Origin of the sequence: Burkholderia sp. Ed8, from assembly GCF_040761425.1 — a bacterium.
Lineage (GTDB): Bacteria > Pseudomonadota > Gammaproteobacteria > Burkholderiales > Burkholderiaceae > Burkholderia > Burkholderia seminalis.
The window spans coordinates 297,652-319,829 of record NZ_CP142885.1 but is presented as its reverse complement, the minus strand read 5'-3'; the positions used below and the strand labels follow the sequence as shown (position 1 = coordinate 319,829).

The following is a 22,178-nucleotide window of genomic DNA, read 5'->3' as shown; positions in this document are numbered from 1 at the left end:
GGACAACCATCTGGAGGCCACTATGCGATCCCTCGTTCCCGTTGCGGTTCTTTCCTGCGCACTCGTTGCGCTGCCCGCCGTCAGCTTTGCGCAGTCGGCCGGCCCCGACTGGTCGTCGTATGCCGCGCAGTCGACCTGGTCGGCGGCGCGTGCCGAAACCGACGCGCAACTGATGCAGATGACGCGCGCCGGCTATCGTGCGACGTCGGTCGGCAACCAGAACTATCCGCTTGCGATGCAGCGTGCGCTCGCACGCGTTCACAATCCGGTGCCCGACCGGTCGCGCGAGGAGCGGGCCGCGATGGAAGCGCGCGCCGCGCGCGACGCCCAGAGCGGTCATCCGGTGAAGGCGTTCTTCGTGAAGACCGCGTTCTACCTGAAGGGCGAGAACACCTTCTGATGCGGGAGACGAGCATGGGATGCCCGATCCGCTCGACCGGCGTCGCGCGTGCGGCGTTGCCGCGCGTTGAAGTGCCCGCAAGCGGGCACGAAGCATGAAGGCCGCACGCAAAAACCGTCGTCGCGTGCCGTTGACGCGCGAGTGGCTGCTGCCGCTGCCTCCCGCGCATGCACGCGACATCTCGCTGAAATGCCACATGGCGCTCGTCGCGTTGCGTGGCGGGCACGGCAACGAGGCGCTGCTGACGCGGTTGCGCACGAGCGTCTACCTGGTGTTCCTCGCGCTCGACGATACGCGGTACGCGGAAGCGGACATCGACCTGTGCGTCGACGCGGAGCGGGCGCTCGAAGCGAGTGTGGCGCGCGCGGCGCAAAGCGGCGCATGGACGCTGCGCGATGACGAATGCGCGGTGCTCGAGCGCGTGCTCGCCGCGCACGACACCTGCGTCGCGACGCTCACGCGGCATCGGCTGGCCGAACTGTGGCGTGATGTCTGCACGTTCGCGTCGTGCGGCCAGCCGGCGCTCGTTGCGAGCGCGGCGGAGAAGATGCGCGCCCACGTGCCCGACTCGCTGGCCGCGTAGCATCGTGCAGCGGTTTCGCAGGGAGGATGGAGGAGACAGGGCCGGCCGAGCCGGCACGGCGACGGCGTAACGCGGCCCAAAACAAAAGCGCCACGGAGCGAATCCGTGGCGCTTTATTTTTATCACCTGCGCGGAGGCACCGCCTCCGCGTGGCGCAACGCGTTTAGGCGGCCGTTGCCGGCTTCGCCGGCTTCTGCAGCTTGCCCTTGCCGGCGCGCTGGATTTCCTCGAGCTTGATCTCGACGTGGCGCGAGAACACGTACTCGGCCGGACGCTGCTTCGCGATCGAGATGTCCGGGGCGAACGGGCCGTCGGTCCGGATGCCCTTGCGGCTCACCTTCAGCGCCTTCAGCGGGTTCGAGATCGTGTCCATCACGGCCGTTGCCTCGAAGCCGCAGTGGACCATGCAGTCCGCGCACTTCTCGTAGTTGCCGACGCCGTAGTTGTCCCACTCCGTCGTTTCCATCAGTTCCTTGAAGGTCTTCACGTAACCTTCGCCGACCAGGTAGCACGGCTTCTGCCAGCCGAACACCGTACGCGCCGGGTTGCCCCACGGCGTGCACTTGTACGTCTGGTTGCCGGCCAGGAAGTCGAGGAACAGCGACGACTGGCTGAACGACCAGCGCTTGCCGCCTTCGCCGCGCTTCAGGATTTCGCGGAACAGGTTCTTCGTCTTGTCGCGGTTCAGGAAGTGCTGCTGATCCGGCGCGCGCTCGTACGCGTAACCCGGCGACACCGTGATGCCGTCGACGCCGATCGGGCCCAGCGTGTCGAAGAACTTCGCGACGCGCTCCGGCACCGCATCGTTGAACAGGGTGCAGTTGATGTTCACGCGGAAGCCGCGGCGCTTTGCTTCCTTGATTGCCGCGACGGCCTTGTCGTACACGCCTTCCTGCGACACCGAGTGATCGTGCGCTTCCTTGTCGCCGTCGAGGTGGACCGACCAGACGAAGTACGGGCTCGGCGCGTAATCGTCCATCTTCTTTTCCATCAGCAGCGCGTTCGTGCACAGGTACACGAATTTCTTGCGCTTCATGATGCCCTTGACGATTTCCGGCATCTCCTTGTGGAGCAGCGGTTCGCCGCCGGCGATCGACACGACGGGCGCGCCGCACTCGTCGACGGCCTGCAGGCATTCCTCGACGGACAGGCGCTGGTTCAGGATCGGATCCGGATAATCGATCTTGCCGCAGCCGTTGCACGCGAGGTTGCAGCGGAACAGCGGCTCGAGCATCAGCGCGAGCGGATAGCGTTTGTTGCCGGACAGGTGCTGGCGCACGATGTACGCGCCGACACGGACTTGCTGGAGCAGCGGAATAGACAAGGGATGTCCTCCTTAAACTTCGCGGGCGACGGCTTGCGTGAGCTTCGCCGGCAGCTTGAATTCGACTTTTTCCTCACGGCCCGCCATCGTCGCGACATCGACGGGCCCCAGCGCGCGCAGCGCGCCGATTACATCCTCGACCATCTCTTCGGGCGCCGACGCGCCGGCCGTCAGGCCGACCGTCTGCACACCCGCGAACCATTCGGCCTTCACTTCCGAGCCGTCGGCGACGAGATAGCTCGGCACACCGCTTTCGGTGCCGATCTCGCGCAGGCGGTTCGAGTTCGAGCTGTTCGTCGCACCGACGACGAGCAGCACGTCAACCTGTTCGCTCAGCTCGCGCACGGCGGCCTGGCGATTTTGCGTGGCGTAGCAGATGTCGCGCGTGTCCGGGCCGACGATGTCGGTGAACCGGCGCTGCAGCGCCTCGATGATGCCGCGCGTATCGTCGACCGACAGCGTGGTCTGCGTGATGTACGCAACCGGCGTGTCGACGGGCAGCGTCAGCGTATCGACTTCGGCTTCGCTCTGCACGAGGATCACCTCGGCCGGAATCTGGCCGATCGTGCCCTCGACCTCCGGATGGCCCGCGTGGCCGATCAGGATCAGCCGGCGGCCCGCCGCGACGTACTGGCGGCCCTGCACGTGCACCTTCGTGACGAGCGGGCAGGTCGCGTCGAGCACGTCGAGCCCGCGCGTTTCCGCGTCGCGCTCGACCGTCTGGGCGACACCGTGGGCGCTGAAGATCGCGACAGCGCCGTGCGGCACCTCGTCGAGTTCCTCAACGAATCGTGCCCCTTTATTACGCAGATTTTCTACGACGTGCCGGTTATGCACGATTTCATGACGCACATAAACCGGCGCACCGTGCTGTTGCAGCGCGCGATCGACGATTTCGATCGCACGGACAACCCCCGCACAAAAGCCGCGGGGCTGGGCAAGGATGACTCGCATAGGTGAGCGAACTCCGACGACAGACGCCGGGGTTCGAGGAGCTGGCACTCGCTCGCTCGCCCCGGCTTGATGTTATGAAGGCAGGAACGAACCGGCCGGCCAGGCCCCGGAACCCCGAATTAATCGCGCATTTTAACCCTATCGCGCCGTCCGTGCTTTGGTGCTGTATCGGCGCTGTTGCAATTGCGGGAGAGCCGCGTCGGCGCTGGCGCGCGCGGAACCCGGTAAACTGCGCGGTTTCGCGGGCGGCCGCTCCGGCTGCCCGGCGTCGCGCTCATTTCAAGGCCATTCGATGACCGTCGATTCTCACGCATATTGCCCGTCCGCCCGTGCGGTGTCGGGTGTTTTGTTCCTGACCCCCATTGATATCGGGCATGCCGGCGCCCGGCAGGAGGCGTGCCGATGATGCTGGCGATCGCTTTCCTGGTGTCCGGCCTGTCGCTCGTGATCTGGATCGTGCTGCTCGTCGCGCGCGGCGGCTTCTGGCGCGCGGTGCCCGCGCGGCCGCTGCCGCCCGAGGCGCGGGGCGCCGCGGCCGAGGCCGGCTGGCCGGCCGTCGTCGCGGTCGTGCCGGCGCGCAACGAAGCCGACGTGATCGCTCGCGCGGCGACTTCGCTGCTCGAGCAGGACTATCCGGGCGACTTTCATCTGATCATTGTCGACGACCACAGCGACGACGGCACCGCCGACGCGGCGCGCGCGGCGGCGCTCGCGATCAACCGCGCCGACCGGCTGACGGTGCTGGCCGCGAAGCCGCTGCCGGCCGGCTGGTCGGGCAAGGTGTGGGCACAGTCGCAGGGGATCGCCGCGGTGCAGACGCTCGGCCTGCCGGCCGACTACCTGCTGCTGACGGATGCCGACATCGGCCATCCGCCCGACGCCGTCGCGCAACTGGTCACGCGCGCACAGGCCGAGCAGCGCGATCTCGTGTCGCTGATGGTGCGGCTGCGCTGCGATTCGTTCTGGGAAAAGGCGCTGATTCCGGCGTTCGTGTTCTTCTTCGCGAAGCTGTACCCGTTCTCGTGGATCAACAACCCGCGCAACCGGACGGCCGGCGCCGCCGGCGGCTGCATGCTCGTGAAGCGCACGGCGCTGGAGGAAGCGGGCGGCATCGAGTCGATCCGCGGCGCGCTGATCGACGATTGCAGCCTCGCCGCGCAGATCAAGCACCGCGGCAGCGGCCGCCATCCGATCCGTCTCGACCTGGCCGATCGCAGCGTGTCGCTGCGCCCGTACGACAGCTGGCGCGACATCTGGAACATGATCGCGCGCACCGCGTTCACGCAGCTGCACTATTCGCCGCTGCTGCTGGCCGGCACGCTGCTCGGGATGACGATCATCTATCTCGTGCCGCCCGCCGCGGCGCTCGCGTACGGCGCGCGGGCGTGGCCGGCCTGGCTCGCGTGGGCGTCGATGTGCGCCGCGTATGCGCCGATGCTGCGCTACTACCGGCGCTCGCCGCTGTGGGCGCCCGCGCTGCCGCTCGTCGCGCTGTTCTACGTGGGCGCGACGTTCGCGTCCGCGTGGCGCTACTGGCGCGGCAAGGGCGGCCAGTGGAAGGCGCGCGTGCAGGCGCCGGTGGAGCGCTGAGGATCGGCCGGGAGGCGCGCCTCCCGGCAGCCGGAAAACGAACAGCCCGATCGGTGAACCGGTCGGGCTGTTGCGTTTTGGGGCGGGCGGCGGCTTACCGCTGCGTCAGCATCATGTACATCTGGACCACGACGTCCGGCGAGAACGTGAACGGCACCCAGCCGTAGCCCGTGTGGCGGGCGACCAGCAGGCGGTCGCCATTCGACTGCTTCTGCACCGCCATCATCGGGTTCTTCGTCGTCACGAAACGCCAGCCGGCCGGGATCCCGGCCGGCGGCTCGGGCTGCATCGACGCGCGCGCATGCGCGAGTTCCTCGATCAGCTGGCCCAGTTGCTCCGGATGCAGCGTGATCGACTGGCCGTTGATGGTCAGCGTCAGTTCGTTCTGGGACGGGCGCGCGACGTGCAGCGTCGCCTTGTCGGCCGGTGCGGCGGCCGTGTCGGTTTCAGCGGCGGATGCGGCTTGGGCCGCCGGGACGATCGCGGTGTCGGCCGCCGTCGCGCCGGCAACGTCGGCCGTTTCGGCCTCGGCCGGTGCCGCTGCGCTCACGATCGGTTCCGCCGGCGTCGGTTCGACGACCTCGGCCGCCACGGCCGGGGCGGCCACCGCGTTCGTCGCGGCTTCCTTGACGACGGCCTCGACCAGCGCCTCCGCGTCGGCGATGGCCTTCGCGTGGTGCTGCGCGGCCGCTTCGGCTTGCGCGATCGCTTCGGTATGGCGCTGCGTGACGGCCTCGGCCGCGGCGGTCGCGTCGGCATGACGCTGCGCGGCCGCTTCGGCCTGCGCGATCGCCTCGGTGTGGCGCTGCGTGACGGCTTCGGCCTCGGCGGCCGCATCGGCATGACGCTGCGCGGTGGCTTCGGCTTCGGCGATCGCCTGCGTGTGACGTTGCGCGAGCGCTTCGGCTTCGGCGATCGCGGCCGTGTGGCGCCGTGCAGCCGCTTCGGCTTCGGCAGTCGCTTGCGCGTGACGTTTCGCGGCGGCTTCGGCTTCGGCGGTCGCGGCCGCATGACGCTGCGCGGCCGCCTCGGCTTCGGTTGCCGCGGCGTGATGGCGTTGCGCGGCGGCCTCGGCTTCGGCGATCGCGGCCGCGTGGCGCTGCGATGCGGCTTCGGCATCCGCGTGACGCTGCGCGAGCGCTTCGGTCAGCGCGGTGGCTTCCGCATGGCGCTGCACGGCCGCTTCGGCCTGCGCGGCGGCATCGGTATGACGTTGGGCGGCGGCTTCGGCGGCAGCGGTTGCGTTGGCGTGGCGCTGCTGCGCGGCTTCGGCGTCGGCGGCAGCGGCCGTGTGGCGCTGCGCGGCGGCCTGCGCTTCGGTTTCCGCAGCGGCGTGACGCTCGGCCGCGGCCCGGGCTTCCGCCGCGGCGGCGCGCGCGAAGGCTTCCGCGCTGCGGGCCGCCTGCTGCGCGGCGTGGTGATCGTGGAGGAGCTGATCGACGCCCGTGGCGAGCGAAGCGATCTGATCGTTCAGGTTCATGCGTGTCTTCTCTGCGTAAGACCCGCGATTTTAACCGCTGCGCGGATGTCGGTCCGCGCGGGTCGTGTAACAAAGTGCGCAAGGCGGCGCGCCGCGCGCCGCTTTGTGTTACTTCAGGTAGCCCGCCGAGCCGAACCAGTCGAGCGCGTCGCGCAGCCCTTCGCGGTACGGACGCGCACGGTAGCCGAGCTCGCGCTCGGCCTTCGCGGACGTGAAATACATCTTGTTCTTCGACATCCGCAGCCCGTCCACGGTGACGAACGGCTCCTTCTTCGTGAACTTCGCGACCGCTTCGGCGCCGACCGCGAGCGGGTACAGCGGCCAGCGCGGCAGCGCGATCGTCGGCGCCTTGCGTCCCGTCATCTGCGCGATGTCGGCGAGCATCTGCTGCAGCGGCAGATTCTCGCCGCCGAGGATGTAGCGCTCGCCGATCCGGCCGCGCTCGAGCGCGAGGAAGTGGCCGTGCGCGACGTCGTCGACGTGCACCAGGTTCAGCCCCGTATCGACGAACGCGGGAATCTTGCCGAGCGCGGCCTCGACGATGATGCGGCCGGTCGGCGTCGGCTTCACGTCGCGCGGGCCGATCGGTGTCGACGGGTTGACGATCACGGCCGGCAGCCCTTCGTCGGCGATCATCCGCTCGACCGCGCGCTCCGCGCGCACCTTGCTGCGCTTGTACACGCCGATCGCCTGCTCGGCCGTGAGCGGCCGGTTCTCGTCGGACGGATCGCCGGCGCTCGTCACCTTCAGGGTCGCGACGCTGCTCGTGTAGACGATCCGCTCGACGCCCTCCGCGCGGGCCGCGCGCATCGTCGCGACCGCCCCCTCGAGGTTCGCGCGTTCGATTTCGTCGGGATCGGGCGCCCACAGCCGGTAGTCGGCCGCGACGTGCAGCAGGTAGCGCACGCCGCGCAGCGCGGCGCGCATCGACGCCTCGTCGCGCATGTCGCCGGTGACGATCTCGGCATCGAGATCCGCGACGTTCGTGCGCGGGCTGGTCGGGCGCACGAGCACGCGCACCGCATAGCCTTTCTGCTGCGCGATGCGCGCGACGGCCGAGCCGACGAAGCCGGACGCGCCGGTGACGAGAACGAGATCGCGGGAGGTATCAGTCATGCGTTTCCTTCAGGGCCGCGCGCGGGCGGCGCGGCGGTTGAGCATCGGCGAGATTGTACGTGGTCGGCGCACGCGGCGACGCCTGGCCGGCGCGTGTGCGAAGCGGCCGGCGCGACTACAATGCCGGGCTTGAATGCAACGGGAGGGCGACGCGATGAGCCGCAATGAACTGGACGAACGGATCGAAACCTACTACGTGCGGGTGCGCGGCGTCGTGCAGGGCGTCGGCTTCCGTCATGCGACGGTGCGCGAGGCGCATGCGCTGAAACTGCGCGGCTGGGTCGCGAATCTCGAGGACGGCAGCGTCGAGGCGATGATCCAGGGCCCCGGCGCGCAGATCGACCGGATGCTCGCGTGGCTGCGTCATGGGCCGCCGGCCGCGCGTGTCACCGAAGTGACGTTCGAGGAGCGCCGGACCGAGCGGCGCTTCGAGCGTTTCCAGCAGCAGTAAGCGGCGCGGAACGACCATGACGGGGTATCCGGAAGCCGGTCGCGGCCTCATGTTGTCGGTGACGGCGTCGACGCTGTTCGCGCTGATGTCGGTTTACGCAAAACTGCTCGCGCCGCTCACGGGGCTCGACATATTCGCGTGGCGCGTCCTGTGGACCGCACCGGGCGCGCTCGCGCTGATCGCGCTGCGCGGCCGCTGGCCGGCGCTCGTCGGTCTCGTGCGCCGCACCGTGCGCGACTGGCGCCTGCTGCTCGCGCTGCCGGCGAGCGCGGCGCTGCTCGGCGTGCAGCTGTGGCTGTTCCTGTGGGCGCCGCTGCACGGCCGCATGCTCGAGGTGTCGCTCGGCTATTTCCTGCTGCCGCTGACGATGGTGATCGTCGGCCGCTTCTACTATCACGAGCGGCTCGACCCGCTGCAATGGGCGGCGGTCGCGTGCGCCGCGCTCGGCGTCGCGCACGAAGTGTGGGCGACACGCGCGTTCGCGTGGCCGACGCTCGTCGTCGCGCTCGGCTATCCGCCGTATTTCGTGCTGCGCCGGCGGATCAACGCCGATTCGCTGGCCGCGTTCGCGGTCGAGATCGTGCTGCTGTGCCCGATCGCGTTCGTGATGGTCGCGACGAGCGCGACGCGGGTCGACGGCCATCCGGTGCTGTGGGCCGCGCTGCTGCCGGGGCTCGGCGTGCTCAGCACGCTCGCGCTCGCCAGCTACCTGAAGGCGAGCCGGATGCTGCCGATGGCGCTGTTCGGGATCCTCGGCTACGTCGAACCCGTGCTGCTCGTCGCGGTGTCGCTGCTGCTGCTCGGCGAGACGCTGAGCGTCGCGAAGCTCGCCACCTACGGGCCGATCTGGGCCGCCGTCGCGCTCACCGCATGGCACAGCGCGATGCTGATGCGGCGCCTGCCCGCACGCGGATGAGCGCCGGTCGCGATGGCGCGGCCGCGCGGAACGTGCATCGCACCGCGCTTCCCGCCCCGATCGAACGGTGGCGATCCGGTGGCCGAACGAGGCGATGCTGACCGCAAACTGGCGTCGCGCTGACGTGAATCTGGCCACGCCGACCGCCGCGCTCCGTCAGGCTCGCGCGTGTAATCGAACAGAAGATTCGGTTGCACTTTGTTACTTAGGGTCTTCCCCGATCGGCCATTAGACTGACCTGACCGACTACCCTTCGTATGCAGCTTTTCGATGAACGGTCATCTCCGTGCCTGGCCAGCCGGGTTGGTGCGATGCGGGCATACGCGTATCGCCGCTGACCGCGCTCGCCAGCTTCTTCCCGATCCCTTCCCCGGTGCCCGTCGCACCGCCGTCGTGCCGGTGCGCTCATGTCGTTGAGCCCGTCGCCGTCCGCCACGGTCCTGCCGCCGCGCGGCGGCCGCCTGATCGAAATCGACTTCTTCCGCGGGCTCGTGCTGTTGATGATCGTCGTCGATCACATCGGCGCGAGCGTGCTGTCGCGCGTGACGCTGCATGCGTTCGCGCTGTGCGATGCAGCCGAGGTGTTCGTGTTTCTCGGCGGTTTCGCGACCGCGAGCGCGTACGGCGCGATCGCCGAGCGGCACGGCGCGCGCGCCGCGCAGCAGCGGTTCGTGCGGCGTGCGATGCAGATCTACCGCGCGTTTCTCGCGACGTCGACGCTGATGCTGGTCGTGTCGGCCGTGCTCGACCATTACGGAATCGATGCCCCGAACCTCGCGCTCGACGATGTCAGCGTGATGCTCGCGTCGCCGCTCACGGGCGCCGCCGAGTTGCTGACGTTCCAGCGCCAGCCATATCTGGCGTCGGTGCTGCCGATGTACGTGCTGTTCGCGCTCGCGTCGCCGGTGATCGTGCCGTTCGCGCGTCGCCATCCGTGGCTGCTCGTTGCGTTCAGCGTCGTGTCGTGGGGCGCGGCGGGCTGGCTCGGCCCCGAGCTGCTGGATACCGACGGCTTCCGCTGGAGCTTCAACCCGTTCGCGTGGCAGTTGATGTTCGTCGCCGGCGTGCTGGCGCGCTGCCAGCCGTTCTACCGGCGCATCGCGCTGGGGCGCTGGGGCGCGGCGGCGACCGGGCTCGCGTGCGCGGTCGTGCTCGGTTGCGCGAGCTACAAGCTGTTCTCGGGCTTGCCGTTGCCGGAAGGCGTGTTCAAGCGCGACCTGGCGCTGCCGCGCGTCGTGAGCTTCGCGGCCGTCGCATGGCTGATGGCCGATTGCGTGCGCTTCGGCTGGATCGCGCGGATCGCGCAGGGCGTGCGACCTGTCGTGGCGGTCGGCCAGCGCGGGCTGATCTGCTTCGTGGCGGGCGCGGCGATCTCGCTCGTCCTCGATTCGCTGCTGCATCCGGTCGTGGGCGGCGCCGACCTGCGGCATGTCGGCGTGGGCCTCGTGGCCGACGCGTGCGCGCTCGGGCTGATGATGGCCGTGGCCGGTTCGGGGACGTGGATCGCGCGGTGGCGCGGCGCGGCTGCGTGAGCGGCGCGGAAGGCGGCGCGTGCCCGCCGCGGCGTCAGTGAGGTGAGCCGATACGGGAGCGGGGCACGGCGGCTGCGTCGTCGGATTCGGCGTCGTCGCGTTCGTCCGGTGCCGGATCGTCGCGCTCGGCGAGCACCGCGTCGGCTTCGGCTGCGGCCCGGGCGGCGCGTATCGCGGTGCAGCGCTGCGCGTGCCGGATGTCCGACAGTATCCTCAAGAGCCGAGTCGTCTTGTTTTTCATGATCTTCTCCCGCCAGTGCGCATCGCGACGGAGCGGATGCGCCGTTGCAACCAGTGTAGGACGTGCCGGCCGCGCTGGCGGGAGAGATGGCGTGCGGGCCGCACGCCGAGGGATAGTACTTACCGGGCCGGGGCGACGCCCTGCGCCTGCAGCGCTTCCTCGCGGCGCTCTTCCGCACAGCGCTGGTGCTGGCGCGACAGGCGGTTCATCAGCGGCAGCAGCAGCAGCGCGAGCACCATGCCGATCGCGGCGAGCCAGCCGAGCTTCTCGAACAGCGACAGGTAGAGCGGCAGCGATTCGGTGGCCGGCAGTTCGTGCGACGGCATCTGCGCGAAGTTCGCGACGACGCTGCCCAGATACTGCGACACGCCCGTCGCGACGAAATACGCACCCATCATGAAGCCGCTCATGCGCGCCGGCACGTAGCGGGCGATCATCGCGAGGCCGAGGCCGCTTACCAGCAGTTCGCCGAGCGAGTACAGGCCGTAACCCCACACCATGAACCACGACGACACGCGGCCGTCCACGGCATAGCGGCCGCTGATCGTGAACACCAGGTAGCCCGCGGCCACCGCGCCGAAGCCGAGCGCGTACTTCGCGGCGACCGGCAGGTCGCGGCCGCCCTTCGCGACGGCATTGTAGACCCACACGAGCAGCGGGCTCAGCAGCATGATCCAGATCGGGTTCAGCGCCTGGAACTGCGCGGCGCTCCACGTGAACAGCGTCGTGCCGAACACGATGAAGCGCGGATCGACGTTGCGCAGCGCGAACAGCGTCAGCGACGTCGACATCTGCACGTAGAAGATGAAGAACAGGATCACCTGGCCGATCAGCACGAGCGCCGCGATCAGGCCCGCGCGCTCCGAGCGCTCCGACTTCGCGATCATGTACGCGAAGATCGCGAGGATCGCGAACGCGGCCGTCCATACGCTGGCCACGGCGAGCTGCTTGTGCTGCAGCACGTACAGCGTGACCAGCGCGAGCGCGACGCCGCCGGCCGCGACCGCGCCGAGGCGCTTCCAGCGGATCGGTTCGTCGTCCGGCTGCGAGCCGACGTGCGCGAGCGTGCGATGCATCAGCATGAAGTTGAGGATCGCGAGCAGCATGCCGCCGCAGCAGACCGCGAACGCGGTGTGCCAGCCCCAGTGATCCTTGATCCACGGTGTCGCGAGCATCGACACCGTCGAGCCGATGTTGACCGCCATGTAGTAGATCGTGAACGCGCTGTCGATGCGCGCGTCGTCGCCTTCGTAGATGCGGCGCACGAGGTTCGCCGCGTTGGCCTTGAACAGGCCGTTGCCGACGACGATCACGCCGAGCGACGCGTACATGTACGTCAGCTGGTCGTTCGGCACCGACAGCATCAGGTAGCCGGCACACAGCACGGACGCGCCGACGATCATCGTGCGGCGGGCGCCGAGCACCTTGTCGCCGATCCAGCCGCCGATCGACGGCGCGGCATAGACGAGTGCGGTGAACGCACCCCAGGTCAGGTTCGCATGGCTGTCGGTGAAACCGAGCCGGTCGACCATGAAGAGGACCAGGAGCGCGGCCATGCCGTAGTAGCCGAAGCGCTCCCACATTTCGATGAGGAAGACCGTCGTGAACGATCGGGTTTGTGAAACAGGTGAATGCATCATCAATCTCGGTTGAAACGGACGGCACGGATCACGCGTCGTCTTGGGGTCGAACTGGCGCCGGAGCACTGAGGCCGGGTAGGCTTGCGTCGGCGATGGAGCAGTCGGGCGGTTAGCCCGGGCCGGGGTCGGACTCCGCCCGACAAGGCGGTGCGCGGCCCCGACCGGCGCGCGAATGGTAACGTTTGCCGGTCCGGTGCGTCGGGTCCGTGCCACTTAGGGAAACTCCCGATATGGCAGCAGCTTTCAGGAACATTCGTCTCATCATGTATTTGTAAGCTTGACGCCCGTTCTCCGCAAATTCCCGGAGAGCCGCTTGCAGCTTGCCTGTGAAGCCCGCGAGTCTGGCAAGATAGCGCGTCGTTTCGTTCGCTTCGGGCCCTGTTTAGTGCACCGGGCTCAACGCCGAAGGCGTGTACGAACCCGAAGATTAAGCTATCTCCAATTAACTTAGTTACTTTCCATCAAACATTTTTTGACGACCACTTTTCGGCCTGCTATGGTTCCCCCCACTGAAAACTCGCGATCGGCAGACGCTGTCGCACTGGGCAGCAAGATTCGCGCGTTGCGCCAACGTCTGAAGCGCACGCTCGACGACACCGCTTCCGCCGCGGGGATTTCGAAGCCGTTTCTGTCTCAAGTCGAGCGCGGGCTCGCGTCGCCGTCACTGACGTCGCTGGCCGGTATTGCCCACGCGCTCGGTGTGACGGTGCAGTACTTCGTGGATACGCCGAGCGAGGAACGCTCGGTCTGCCGAGGCGATCAGTTGCGCTTCTTCGGGTTTGCCGATTCGGCGAACCTGTTCGCGCGGCTGACGAACGTGTCCGAAGGGCGCCAGCTGGAGGCGATCCTCGTGAGGATGCCGCCGGGGCAGAAGCGGTCGGAGGTGACGACACATGCAGGAGAGGAGTTCCTGTATGTGATTGAAGGGGAAGTGTCGCTGACGCTGGAAGGCAAGACGTTCGTCCTGCAGGCCGGCGACAGCTCGCACTATCAGTCGACGGTGCCGCATAGCTGGGTCAACACCGCGAAAATCGAGTCGGTGGTGGTCTGGGTCGGTACACCGAGGCTGTTCTAACGCACAGGTATTCCTTCGTTTCCAAGACGGAATGCCTGTCGAAAGAAACGTAAGGAATACTAAAATGCTACACGAGAATCACGGGCCTCCTCAATCGCTGCGCCCGTCAGCGTCTCACGCGTAATCCGCGGCATCCGCCGCGCGACGCGCACCGAACCAACCTTCTCAAGACTGCCACGATGAAATCCTTGCATGCCATGTCGGCCGTGCTGGCCGCGCTCGCCCTGACGACGCCTGTTGCCCACGCCGTTACCGTCCCGTCGAACGTCGCGCTCGCTCCTCAACAGGACCTGACGCGGCAGGTGCCCGCCGAAGTCGAGTCGCTCGATCCCGCGCACATCGAGTCGTGGACCGGCAACACGATCGGCCTCGACCTGTTCGAGGGGCTGGCCCGCATCGATGCAGCCGGCCAGGTCGTGCCGGGTGTCGCGCTGTCGTGGGAACGCAAGACGCCGACGACGTGGATCTTCAAGCTTCGCCATGACGCGAAGTGGAGCAACGGCCAGCCGGTGACGGCCGCCGATTTCGTCTATTCGTGGCAGCGCCTCGTCGATCCGAAGACGGGCTCGAAGTACACGATCCTCGTCGAGTTCGTGAAGAACTCGAAGGACATCATCGCGGGCAAGGCCGCGCCGTCGACACTCGGCGTGCGCGCCGTCGATCCGTACACGCTGGAAGTGACGACCGACGTGCCCGTCGCGTTCTTCCCCGAACTGACCGCGATGGTGCCGCTCGCGCCGGTGAACAAGGACACGGTGACGAAGCTCGGCGACGCATGGACGCGCCCGGGCAACATCGTCAGCAACGGCGCATACCAGCTCGTCGACTGGCAGCCGAACAACCGCATCGTGATCTCGAAGGACGCGAAGTACTGGAACGCGCCGAAGGTCGTGATCAACAAGGTCACGTACCTGCCGATCGAGAGCGACGAGACGGCGATGCGCATGTACCAGGCCGGCCAGATCGACTACAGCTACTCGATCCCGTCGGGGATCTTCCAGCAGGTCAGCAAGCAGTTCGGCGGCGAACTGCGACAGGGCCTGCAGCTCGCGACCTACTACTACTACCTGAACAACAGCGATCCGGTGCTGAAGGACAAGCGCGTGCGCCAGGCGCTGTCGATGGTGCTCGATCGCGACGTGCTGACGCAGAGGCTCACGCAGGCCGGCGAGAAGCCGATGTACGGCCTGATGCCGAACGGCACGAAGGGCGTGCAGCCGTTCACGCCGGACTGGGCGTCGTGGCCGATGGCCAAGCGCGTCGAGACCGCGAAGAACCTGCTGAAGCAGGCCGGCTATTCGGACGCGAAGCCGCTGTCGTTCACGCTGACGTACAACACCAACGACCTGCACAAGAAGGTCGCGCTGTTCGCCGCGTCCGAATGGCGCACCAAGCTCGGCATCAACACGAAGCTCGAGAACGTCGAGTTCAAGGTGCTGATGAAGGAGCGTCACGACGGCAAGGTGCAGATCGCGCGTGACGGCTGGTTCGCCGACTACAACGACGCGATGACGTTCTTCGACCTGCTGCGCTGCGGCAGCGCGCAGAACACCGTCGGCTACTGCAACAAGCAGGCCGACGCGCTCGTCGACGAAGGCAACCAGAAGCTCGACGACAAGGCGCGCGCCGCGCTGCTCACGCAGGCGCACGACCTCGCGCTGAACGACACGCCGATGGTGCCGCTGTTCCAGTACTCGGCCGATCGTCTCGTGAAGCCCTACGTGGGCGGTTATTCGCTGAAGAACGTGATCGACATGCGTGCTTCGCAGGACATGTACCTGATCAAGCACTGAGCGGAGCGATCATGCTGGCCTACGCATTGAGGCGCACGTTGTGGGCGGTGCCGACGATCCTCGCGGTCGTCACCGTCTGCTACCTGCTGCTGCACTTCACGCCCGGCGGTCCGTTCGATACGGAAAAGCAGTTGTCCGCCGCGACGCTCGCGAACCTGAACGCGAAGTATCACCTCGACCAGCCGCTGTGGAAGCAGTACCTGATGTACCTCGATTCGCTGCTGCACGGCGATCTCGGTCCGTCGTTCCGCTACGTCGACTGGTCGGTGAACGACCTCGTGAGGAAGGCGCTGCCCGTGAGCCTCGGCGTGGGCGGCGTGTCGATCCCGATCTCGATCGGGCTGGGCGTGCTGCTCGGCACCGTCGCGGCGGTGCGCCGCGACAGCTTCATCGACCGCATCGTGATGCTGATCGGCAACGTCGGCAACGTCGTGCCGCCGTTCGTGCTCGGCCCCGTGCTCGTGTGGATCTTCGCGATCCTGCTGAAGACGTCGGCCGGCAACGGCTGGCTGCCGGCCGGCGGCTGGGGCGACGGCGGCTGGCAGTACCGGCTGCTGCCGATCGTGCTGCTGACCTTCATCAACATGTCGCTGCTCGCGCGCGTGATGCGCGGCTCGATGATCGAGACGCTGTCGAGCAACTACATCCGTACCGCGCGTGCCAAGGGCCTGCCGGGCTCGACGATCGTGCTGCGCCATGCGCTCAAGCCCGCGCTGATGCCGGTCGTGTCGCTGTTCGGCACGGTCTGCATCTCGTCGATCACGGCGGCCGTCGTCACGGAATCGGTGTTCGCGCTGCCGGGCCTCGGTCAGCTCGTCGTGAACGGCGCCATCAACCGCGACTACACGCTGGTGCTCGGCCTCGTCGTCCTGACCACCGTCTGCGCGGTGCTGTTCAACCTGCTGGTCGACCTCGCGTATGCATGGCTCGATCCGCGCATCCGTTATTGAGCGAGGCACCGCGATGACTCCGACTACTCCCGTCGTCGGTCTGCCCGTGCAGACCGATTCGCCGCCGCGTTCGCGCTCGCCGCTCGCGCTCGCGATGGCGCGTTTCCTTCACAACCGCGCAGCCGTGTTCAGCCTCGTGCTGCTCGCGCTGATCACGCTCGCCTGCTTCGTCGGCCCGTGGCTGCTCGCGGCCGATCCCGCCGCGAGCGACTGGGGCGCGATCAGCCTGCCGCCGACCTGGGCGAACCAGCACTGGTTCGGCACCGACGAGCTCGGCCGCGACCTGCTGGTGCGCACGCTGATCGGCGGCCGCGTGTCGATCGAGGTCGGCGTGCTCGGCACGCTCGTGTCGGGCCTGTTCGGCGTCGCGTGGGGCGCGACCGCGGGCTTCGCGGGCGGCCGCGTCGACTCCGTCATGATGCGCGTCGTCGACATGATGTACGCGATCCCGTACCTGCTGATCGCGATCCTGATGATGACCCTGTTCGGCCGCTCGTTCATGCTGGTCGTGCTGACCATCAGCGCGTTCTCGTGGATCGACATGGCGCGCGTCGTGCGCGGCCAGACGCTGTCGCTGCGCAACCGCGAGTTCGTCGACGCGGCGCGCGCGATCGGCGTGACGCCGGCCACGATCGTGCGGCGCCACGTCGTGCCGAACCTGCTCGGCGTGGTCGTCGTGTACGCGACGGTCTCGGTGCCGGGCATCGTGCTGACCGAATCGGTGCTGTCGTTCCTCGGCCTCGGCGTGCAGGAACCGATGACGAGCTGGGGCGTGCTGATCCAGGACGGCGCGCAGAAACTGGAATCGATGCCGTGGCTGCTGCTCGCCCCGGCCGTCATGCTGTGCGTGACGCTTTATTGCGTGAATTTCGTCGGCGATGGCCTGCGGGATGCGCTTGACCCGAAGGATCGTTGAGATGGCCGCATTGCTCGAAGTAGACAATCTCGGCGTGCGCTTCACGCGCAAGGATGCCCCGCCGATCGACGCCGTCAGCGGCGTGTCGTTCTCGCTCGAAGCCGGCAAGACGCTCGGCATCGTCGGCGAATCGGGCTCGGGCAAGAGCCAGACCGTGATGGCGCTGCTCGGCCTGCTGGCCGGCAACGGCACGACGACCGGCGTCGCGCGCTACCGCGGCGACAACCTGCTCGACATGGACACGCGCGCGCTGAACGCGGTGCGCGGCGACCGGATCGCGATGATCTTCCAGGATCCGATGACGTCGCTCAATCCGTTCCTGACGATCGAGCGGCAGATGACCGAGACGCTGCAGCTGCACCGCAAGCTGTCGCGCAAGGAGGCCACGAAGCGCGCGATCGAGGCGCTCGAATCGGTGCGCATTCCCGACGCGGCGCGACGCATCCGCATGTATCCGCACGAGTTCTCGGGCGGCATGCGGCAGCGCGTGATGATCGCGATGGCGCTGCTGTCCGAGCCGGAAATCCTGATCGCCGACGAGCCGACCACCGCGCTCGACGTGACCGTGCAGGCACAGATCATCGACCTGCTGCGCGAGCTGAACCGCGAGCGCGGCACCGCGATCGTGTTGATCACGCACGACATGGGCGTGGTCGCCGGCCTCGCGGACGACGTGATGGTCATGTACTCGGGCCGCACCGTCGAATACGCGCCGGCCGAATCGATCTTCGCGGCGCCGTCGCATCCGTACACGATCGGCCTGCTCAATGCGCTGCCGCGCCTGACCGACGCGGACGATGCGCCGCTCGTCGCGATTCCCGGCAATCCGCCGATGCCCGGCACCGCGCCGGCCGGCTGCGCGTTCGCGAAGCGCTGCACGTATGCGGAAGAGCGCTGCGGCGCGGCGCGCCCCGCGCTCGAAACCTATGGCGCCGCGGGCGCGGTGCGCGCATGCCACCGCCCGGTGGCCGATCTGACGGGAGGTCTGCGATGAGCGTCAATGAACGCCGCGATGCCGGCGCGACGGACGACACGCTGCTGTCCGTCGACAATCTGAAGGTGCATTTCCGCGTGCCGCTCGGCGGCTATCCGTGGTCGCCGAAGGGCACGCTGCGCGCGGTCGACGGCGTGTCGTTCGACGTGAAGCGCGGCGAGACGGTCGGGCTCGTCGGCGAATCGGGCTGCGGGAAGTCGACGCTTGCGCGTGCGCTGATCGGCCTCGTGCCGATGACGGCCGGTACGGTGAAGTGGCGCGGCGAAGCCGTCACGCCCGATCACCTGCGCGGCTCCACGATGCGGCGCGAAGTGCAGATGATCTTCCAGGATCCGCTCGCGTCGCTCGATCCGCGCATGACGATCGAACAGGTCGTCGCCGAGCCGCTCGTCACGCACCAGGCCGGCCTCGGCCGTGCCGAGGTGCGCCGCCGCGTGGTCACGATGCTCGAACGCGTCGGCCTGAACGCGCATCACCTGCTGCGTTATCCGCATGAATTCTCCGGCGGGCAATGCCAGCGCGTCGGCATCGCGCGCGCGCTGATCGGCGCGCCGAAGCTCGTGATCTGCGACGAGCCCGTGTCGGCGCTCGACGTGTCGATCCAGGCGCAGATCGTGAACCTGCTGCGCGACCTGCAACGCGAACTGTCGTTGTCCTATCTGTTCGTTGCACACGATCTCGCCGTGGTGAAGGCGATCAGCCAGCGTGTGCTCGTGATGTATCTCGGCCGCGTGATGGAGTTCGGCACGCGGCATGACGTGTACGGCGTGCCGCAGCACCCGTACACGAAGGCGCTGCTCGATGCGGCGCCGACGCCGGAGCCGGCGCGCGAGCGTGCTCGCCGTCCGATGCTGCTGGCGGGCGAGATGCCCTCGCCGCTCAACCCGCCGTCCGGCTGCGCGTTCCGCACGCGCTGCCCGGTCGCGATCGACGCATGCGCGCAGGACGTGCCGCTGCCGGAAGTTCGGCAGGGGTCGGCGGCGCGTGTCGCGTGCATCCGCGCGGGCGTGGCGTGAAGTGAAGTAACTCGGCAAATAAAACCAGGCAGGTCAACAGGGGCAGTGGCGGCGCGAATGATCTTCGCGTCGCGGGTACAGGCGCGTCCTTAACCGGGCGTGCCGGGGGGCCGGGAGCGGATCGCGACCGGCGTGGACGGATATCAACACAAGACGAGAATGACGATGAAAAAACAGAAGACGATCGGGACGGCATCGAAGATGCTGCTCGCATGGGGACTGCCGGCACTCGCAGGCGTCTCGCTGACGGGCGTTGCGCACGCCGACGACGCGGCGCCCGCGCCGCTGACGGTCGCGCAGGCCGCGCCGGCCGCCGGTACGGCCGCGACCGTTGCGCAGGCATCGACCCCGAACGCCATCATCAACGCCGAAGCGAACCAGGCCGTCACGCCGCCGGACGAGCCGTCGGCGCAGTCGAAGTCGAATGGCTTCATTGCCGACAGCCATCTCGACTTCCTGTTCCGCAACTATTCGGACGTGCTCGACAGCAAGGGCGGACCGCATCGCCACGCGTGGGTCCAGGGCGCGATGGCGAACTTCGAGTCGGGCTACACGACGGGCCTGATCGGCATCGGCTTCGACGCATCGCTGTATGCGGCGCTGAAGCTCGACGGCGGCCAGGGCGCCGGCAGCATGGTGCACATCGCGAAGGGCGGCGGCGGCGGGAACCAGCTGGCATGGGCGTACCCCGGCATCTACGACATCAAGGCGCGGATCTCGAACACGGTGGTCAAGTACGGTCTGCAGGCCGTCGACAACCCGTTCATGGAGCAGCACGACAACCGTGCGCTGCCGCCGACGTTCCTTGGTGCGACGATCGTCAGCAATGAATTCAAGAACGTGATGCTCGAGGCCGGCAGCTTCACGAAGACCAACGCGCGCGGTCACACGACGCTCACGAACCTGACGACGCAGTACGGCGGCACGCGCATCAATCGCCTGTCGTATGTCGGCGGCACGTGGGACTACTCGCCGAACGGCGAAGTCGCGCTGTATGCGAACCAGGCCGACGACGTGTGGCACCAGTACTACGCGTCGGTGAAGCACAGCATCGGCAGCCCGCAGACGATCAAGTGGACCGGCTTCGGCAACGTCTACTCGACGCACGACACGGGCGATGCGCTGCAGGGCAAGATCGACAACAACGCATACAGCCTGTCGGTGGCGGCGCAGCACGGCCCGCACGAGCTGCTGCTCGGCTTCCAGCAGGTGCTCGGCGACCAGTTCTTCGACTACCTGAACGAAACGAACGGCATCTTCCTGACCAACTCGATGGACGTCGACTACAACGCGCCGCACGAAAAGTCGCTGCAGCTGCGTTACACGTTCTACGGCAAGGAAGCGGGCCTGCCGGGCTTCAAGGCGATGGTCTGGGGCGTGACGGGCTGGGGTGCGGACGGCAGCGCGGGCGCGGCCAACGACCCGAGCAAGTCGAGCATCTACTGGAGCAACGGCGCGCCGGTGCAGGGCCGTCACCACGAGTTCGGCTTCATCCCGTCGTACACGTTCCAGAGCGGCAAGCTGAAGAACACGAAGGTCACGTTCATCGCGATGTGGCACAACGGTTCGGCACACTACTCGGACGCGACGAACAGGGAGTACCGCCTGGTCGTGAACCTGCCGCTGCACGCGTTCTGATCGACGGGGGCATCGCGCCCCCCGCATCGCGCGGCCGGCCCGCGGGCAGTGTGCTCAGGCCGGCTTGTGCAGCCCCGCGACCGGATCGTTCGCCGCGGGCATCTCTTCCGCGAGCGACGTGAGCTGGCGGCCCGTGTCGCGCCATGCGTCGAGGCCGCCGCGCAGCGCAAGCGCATCGGTGAAGCCCGCGTCGAGCAGGCGCTTCGCCATCAGCGCGGCCGTCACTTCGTTCGGGCACGAGCAGTACACGACGAACTTCTGCGAGAACGGATAGCGCGCGACGATGTCGGCGATCTGCCGCTCGTCGGCGAACTGGGCGCCGGGAATCGAGAACGGGTCGAGCTTGCGGTGCTCGGGCGAGCGCACGTCGAGCACCACCGGCGCGGTGTCGTCGCGCAGCAGGGTGTCGAGTTCGTCGACGCCGATCCGCGCATGGGCGAGCTGGCGGATCAGCGCGCGGCGGCGCATCCAGCGCACGGCCGCATAGATTGCCAGCAGCGCGACGATGACCAGCAGCACCGCGCGGCCGAGACGGCTCGCGCCGGCGAACAGCCAGTCGATCTGCCGGTAGAACACGATGCCGGCCGCCAGCCCGGCGATCGTCCACAGTGCGGCGCCGAGCGCGTCGTAACCGGCGAACGTGCGATAGCGCGTGCCGAGCGCACCGGCCATCGGCACCGACACGAGCGACAGCCCGGGAATGAAGCGGGCGACCGCGAGCACGCGCACGCCGTAACGGCCGAAGAAGCGTTCGGTCTTTCTCACGCAGGTATCGCGCGACAGCGACAGCCGGCAGATCGTCTTCAGCGTCGTGCCGCCGTAACGGCGCCCCGCGACGTACCACACGGTGTCGCCGATCAGCGCACCGAGCACCGACACCGCCACCACCGTCACGAGCTGCGAGCCGATCATGTCCGGGTGCATCCCGGCCATCGCACCGAACAGCACGAGCGTCGGCATCGCGGGCACCGGCAGGCCGATGGCTGCCGCGAGCACGTTGGCGAACACGAGAAGCGGCCCGTACTGGGCGACGAGGTCACGGAGCATGACGGCTGGCCGAAAAGGAAAGGCGTGGGCAGGAAACGCAGATGGGCCGATTATCGGCCTTTTTCAAGACAACGGCGGGAATGACGGAAAGCGCCTGACGACGGCAGGGGGATGTCGGTGAGCCGGCGCGCTGCGCGTGGCTCACCGACCGGAATCAGGAGAGGGTGCGCGCGAGCGAGGCGGCGCCATGGTTTTCGCCGGGCAGCTCGGCGCCGTGCGAGCGGATCGCCGCGATCAGTTCGGCCGGCGTGATCTCGTAGCGGACCTCGCGGTGGATGCCGGGCTTGCGTTCGTCGATCTCGATCAGCAGCACGCTTTTGCCGTCGCCCGTTGCTTCCAGCCGGAGCGAGCGCAGTTCGCGGCCGTCGGCCGGATCGTGTTCGGTGAGCAGGGTCATTGCCCCGGATGAGCCGGTAGTGCGCATCGAACCTATCCTCGTATCGTGTCGTGGATGCCGTGACGGCAAAGATGTCTTTGTTGACTACAGCTTGACGCAGTTTAACGCGAACGGGCCGCAAGACG

General features: G+C 67.9%; 21 protein-coding genes. 13 read left to right on the top strand and 8 right to left on the bottom strand.

All coding sequences use genetic code 11. The annotated features are described in order from the left end of the window. Nucleotides 1–22: 22 nt before the first annotated feature. Together VXM69_RS01445 and VXM69_RS01440 are read left to right on the top strand one after the other, a co-directional pair. Entirely contained in the window at nucleotides 23–400 is a 378-nt protein-coding gene (locus tag VXM69_RS01445) for a hypothetical protein (RefSeq protein WP_034187632.1), read from the top strand. Between the two features lie 94 nt (nucleotides 401–494). Then, complete coding sequence (locus VXM69_RS01440) at nucleotides 495–983, top strand: hypothetical protein (protein ID WP_049034451.1); 489 nt, start codon at nucleotides 495–497, stop codon at nucleotides 981–983. A gap of 163 nt (nucleotides 984–1,146) precedes the next feature. Here the strand turns inward: VXM69_RS01440 and hpnH are convergent, their stop codons facing one another. Further along, nucleotides 1,147–2,307 (bottom strand): adenosyl-hopene transferase HpnH, encoded by a 1,161-nt coding sequence (gene hpnH, locus VXM69_RS01435; RefSeq protein WP_034187634.1) that lies wholly within the window; start codon nucleotides 2,305–2,307, stop codon nucleotides 1,147–1,149. Nucleotides 2,308–2,319: 12 nt separating this feature from the next. Further along, a complete protein-coding gene (gene ispH, locus VXM69_RS01430; RefSeq protein WP_034187635.1) occupies nucleotides 2,320–3,261 on the bottom strand; it encodes a 4-hydroxy-3-methylbut-2-enyl diphosphate reductase in 942 nt (313 codons plus the stop codon). A gap of 402 nt (nucleotides 3,262–3,663) precedes the next feature. On the opposite strand from ispH, the gene VXM69_RS01425 reads away from it, so the two are divergent. After that, on the top strand, nucleotides 3,664–4,851 hold the full coding sequence (locus tag VXM69_RS01425) for a glycosyltransferase (protein WP_034187636.1): 1,188 nt from the start codon (nucleotides 3,664–3,666) through the stop codon (nucleotides 4,849–4,851). Between the two features lie 94 nt (nucleotides 4,852–4,945). Here the strand turns inward: VXM69_RS01425 and VXM69_RS01420 are convergent, their stop codons facing one another. Beyond that, the gene (locus tag VXM69_RS01420) at nucleotides 4,946–6,331 is read right to left on the bottom strand and encodes a hypothetical protein (protein WP_059559157.1); all 1,386 of its coding nucleotides are present in this window, start codon (nucleotides 6,329–6,331) and stop codon (nucleotides 4,946–4,948) included. A 108-nt stretch (nucleotides 6,332–6,439) separates the two neighbouring features. Continuing rightward, nucleotides 6,440–7,447, bottom strand: coding sequence for a hopanoid-associated sugar epimerase (hpnA, locus tag VXM69_RS01415; protein WP_034187638.1), 1,008 nt, complete (start codon nucleotides 7,445–7,447; stop codon nucleotides 6,440–6,442). Between the two features lie 154 nt (nucleotides 7,448–7,601). Between hpnA and VXM69_RS01410 the strand changes: the two genes are divergently transcribed. The 3 genes from VXM69_RS01410 (at nucleotide 7,602) to VXM69_RS01400 (ending at nucleotide 10,346) form a co-directional block, all read left to right on the top strand. Beyond that, complete coding sequence (locus VXM69_RS01410; protein ID WP_034187849.1) at nucleotides 7,602–7,898, top strand: acylphosphatase; 297 nt, start codon at nucleotides 7,602–7,604, stop codon at nucleotides 7,896–7,898. Nucleotides 7,899–7,914: 16 nt separating this feature from the next. Next, a complete protein-coding gene (rarD, locus tag VXM69_RS01405) occupies nucleotides 7,915–8,814 on the top strand; it encodes an EamA family transporter RarD (protein ID WP_034187639.1) in 900 nt (299 codons plus the stop codon). Between the two features lie 407 nt (nucleotides 8,815–9,221). After that, entirely contained in the window at nucleotides 9,222–10,346 is a 1,125-nt protein-coding gene (locus tag VXM69_RS01400) for an OpgC domain-containing protein (protein ID WP_034187640.1), read from the top strand. 34 nt (nucleotides 10,347–10,380) lie between these two features. Here VXM69_RS01400 and VXM69_RS01395 read toward each other — a convergent pair whose 3' ends face one another. Together VXM69_RS01395 and VXM69_RS01390 are read right to left on the bottom strand one after the other, a co-directional pair. Beyond that, the gene (locus tag VXM69_RS01395; protein ID WP_367188865.1) at nucleotides 10,381–10,587 is read right to left on the bottom strand and encodes a hypothetical protein; all 207 of its coding nucleotides are present in this window, start codon (nucleotides 10,585–10,587) and stop codon (nucleotides 10,381–10,383) included. A 119-nt stretch (nucleotides 10,588–10,706) separates the two neighbouring features. Continuing rightward, entirely contained in the window at nucleotides 10,707–12,227 is a 1,521-nt protein-coding gene (locus tag VXM69_RS01390; protein ID WP_034187642.1) for a peptide MFS transporter, read from the bottom strand. 496 nt (nucleotides 12,228–12,723) lie between these two features. Here VXM69_RS01390 and VXM69_RS01385 point away from each other — a divergent pair, with 496 nt between their 5' ends. From VXM69_RS01385 to VXM69_RS01355, 7 genes are all read left to right on the top strand, one after another. Then, on the top strand, nucleotides 12,724–13,302 hold the full coding sequence (locus VXM69_RS01385) for a cupin domain-containing protein (RefSeq protein WP_034187643.1): 579 nt from the start codon (nucleotides 12,724–12,726) through the stop codon (nucleotides 13,300–13,302). A 179-nt stretch (nucleotides 13,303–13,481) separates the two neighbouring features. Further along, nucleotides 13,482–15,095, top strand: a complete 1,614-nt coding sequence (locus VXM69_RS01380) for a peptide ABC transporter substrate-binding protein (protein WP_034187644.1) — start codon at nucleotides 13,482–13,484, stop codon at nucleotides 15,093–15,095. 11 nt (nucleotides 15,096–15,106) lie between these two features. Continuing rightward, nucleotides 15,107–16,045 carry an ABC transporter permease subunit gene (locus tag VXM69_RS01375; protein ID WP_034187645.1) on the top strand — a complete coding sequence of 313 codons (939 nt, stop codon included), beginning with the start codon at nucleotides 15,107–15,109 and terminating at the stop codon, nucleotides 16,043–16,045. A gap of 13 nt (nucleotides 16,046–16,058) precedes the next feature. Then, complete coding sequence (locus VXM69_RS01370; protein WP_034187646.1) at nucleotides 16,059–16,961, top strand: ABC transporter permease; 903 nt, start codon at nucleotides 16,059–16,061, stop codon at nucleotides 16,959–16,961. 1 nt (nucleotide 16,962) lies between these two features. Beyond that, on the top strand, nucleotides 16,963–17,955 hold the full coding sequence (locus tag VXM69_RS01365) for an ABC transporter ATP-binding protein (protein WP_034187647.1): 993 nt from the start codon (nucleotides 16,963–16,965) through the stop codon (nucleotides 17,953–17,955). Continuing rightward, nucleotides 17,952–18,971 (top strand): ABC transporter ATP-binding protein, encoded by a 1,020-nt coding sequence (locus tag VXM69_RS01360; RefSeq protein WP_069705675.1) that lies wholly within the window; start codon nucleotides 17,952–17,954, stop codon nucleotides 18,969–18,971. Before VXM69_RS01365 ends, VXM69_RS01360 begins: the two co-directional genes overlap by 4 nt. A gap of 165 nt (nucleotides 18,972–19,136) precedes the next feature. Next, nucleotides 19,137–20,609 (top strand): OprD family outer membrane porin, encoded by a 1,473-nt coding sequence (locus VXM69_RS01355; protein WP_049029118.1) that lies wholly within the window; start codon nucleotides 19,137–19,139, stop codon nucleotides 20,607–20,609. A gap of 54 nt (nucleotides 20,610–20,663) precedes the next feature. Here VXM69_RS01355 and VXM69_RS01350 read toward each other — a convergent pair whose 3' ends face one another. Then, nucleotides 20,664–21,656 carry a DedA family protein/thiosulfate sulfurtransferase GlpE gene (locus tag VXM69_RS01350; RefSeq protein WP_034187649.1) on the bottom strand — a complete coding sequence of 331 codons (993 nt, stop codon included), beginning with the start codon at nucleotides 21,654–21,656 and terminating at the stop codon, nucleotides 20,664–20,666. A gap of 154 nt (nucleotides 21,657–21,810) precedes the next feature. Next, nucleotides 21,811–22,080: a hypothetical protein gene (locus tag VXM69_RS01345; protein WP_034187650.1), complete on the bottom strand. Its 270-nt coding sequence runs from the start codon at nucleotides 22,078–22,080 to the stop codon at nucleotides 21,811–21,813. Between the last annotated feature and the right edge of the window lie 98 nt (nucleotides 22,081–22,178).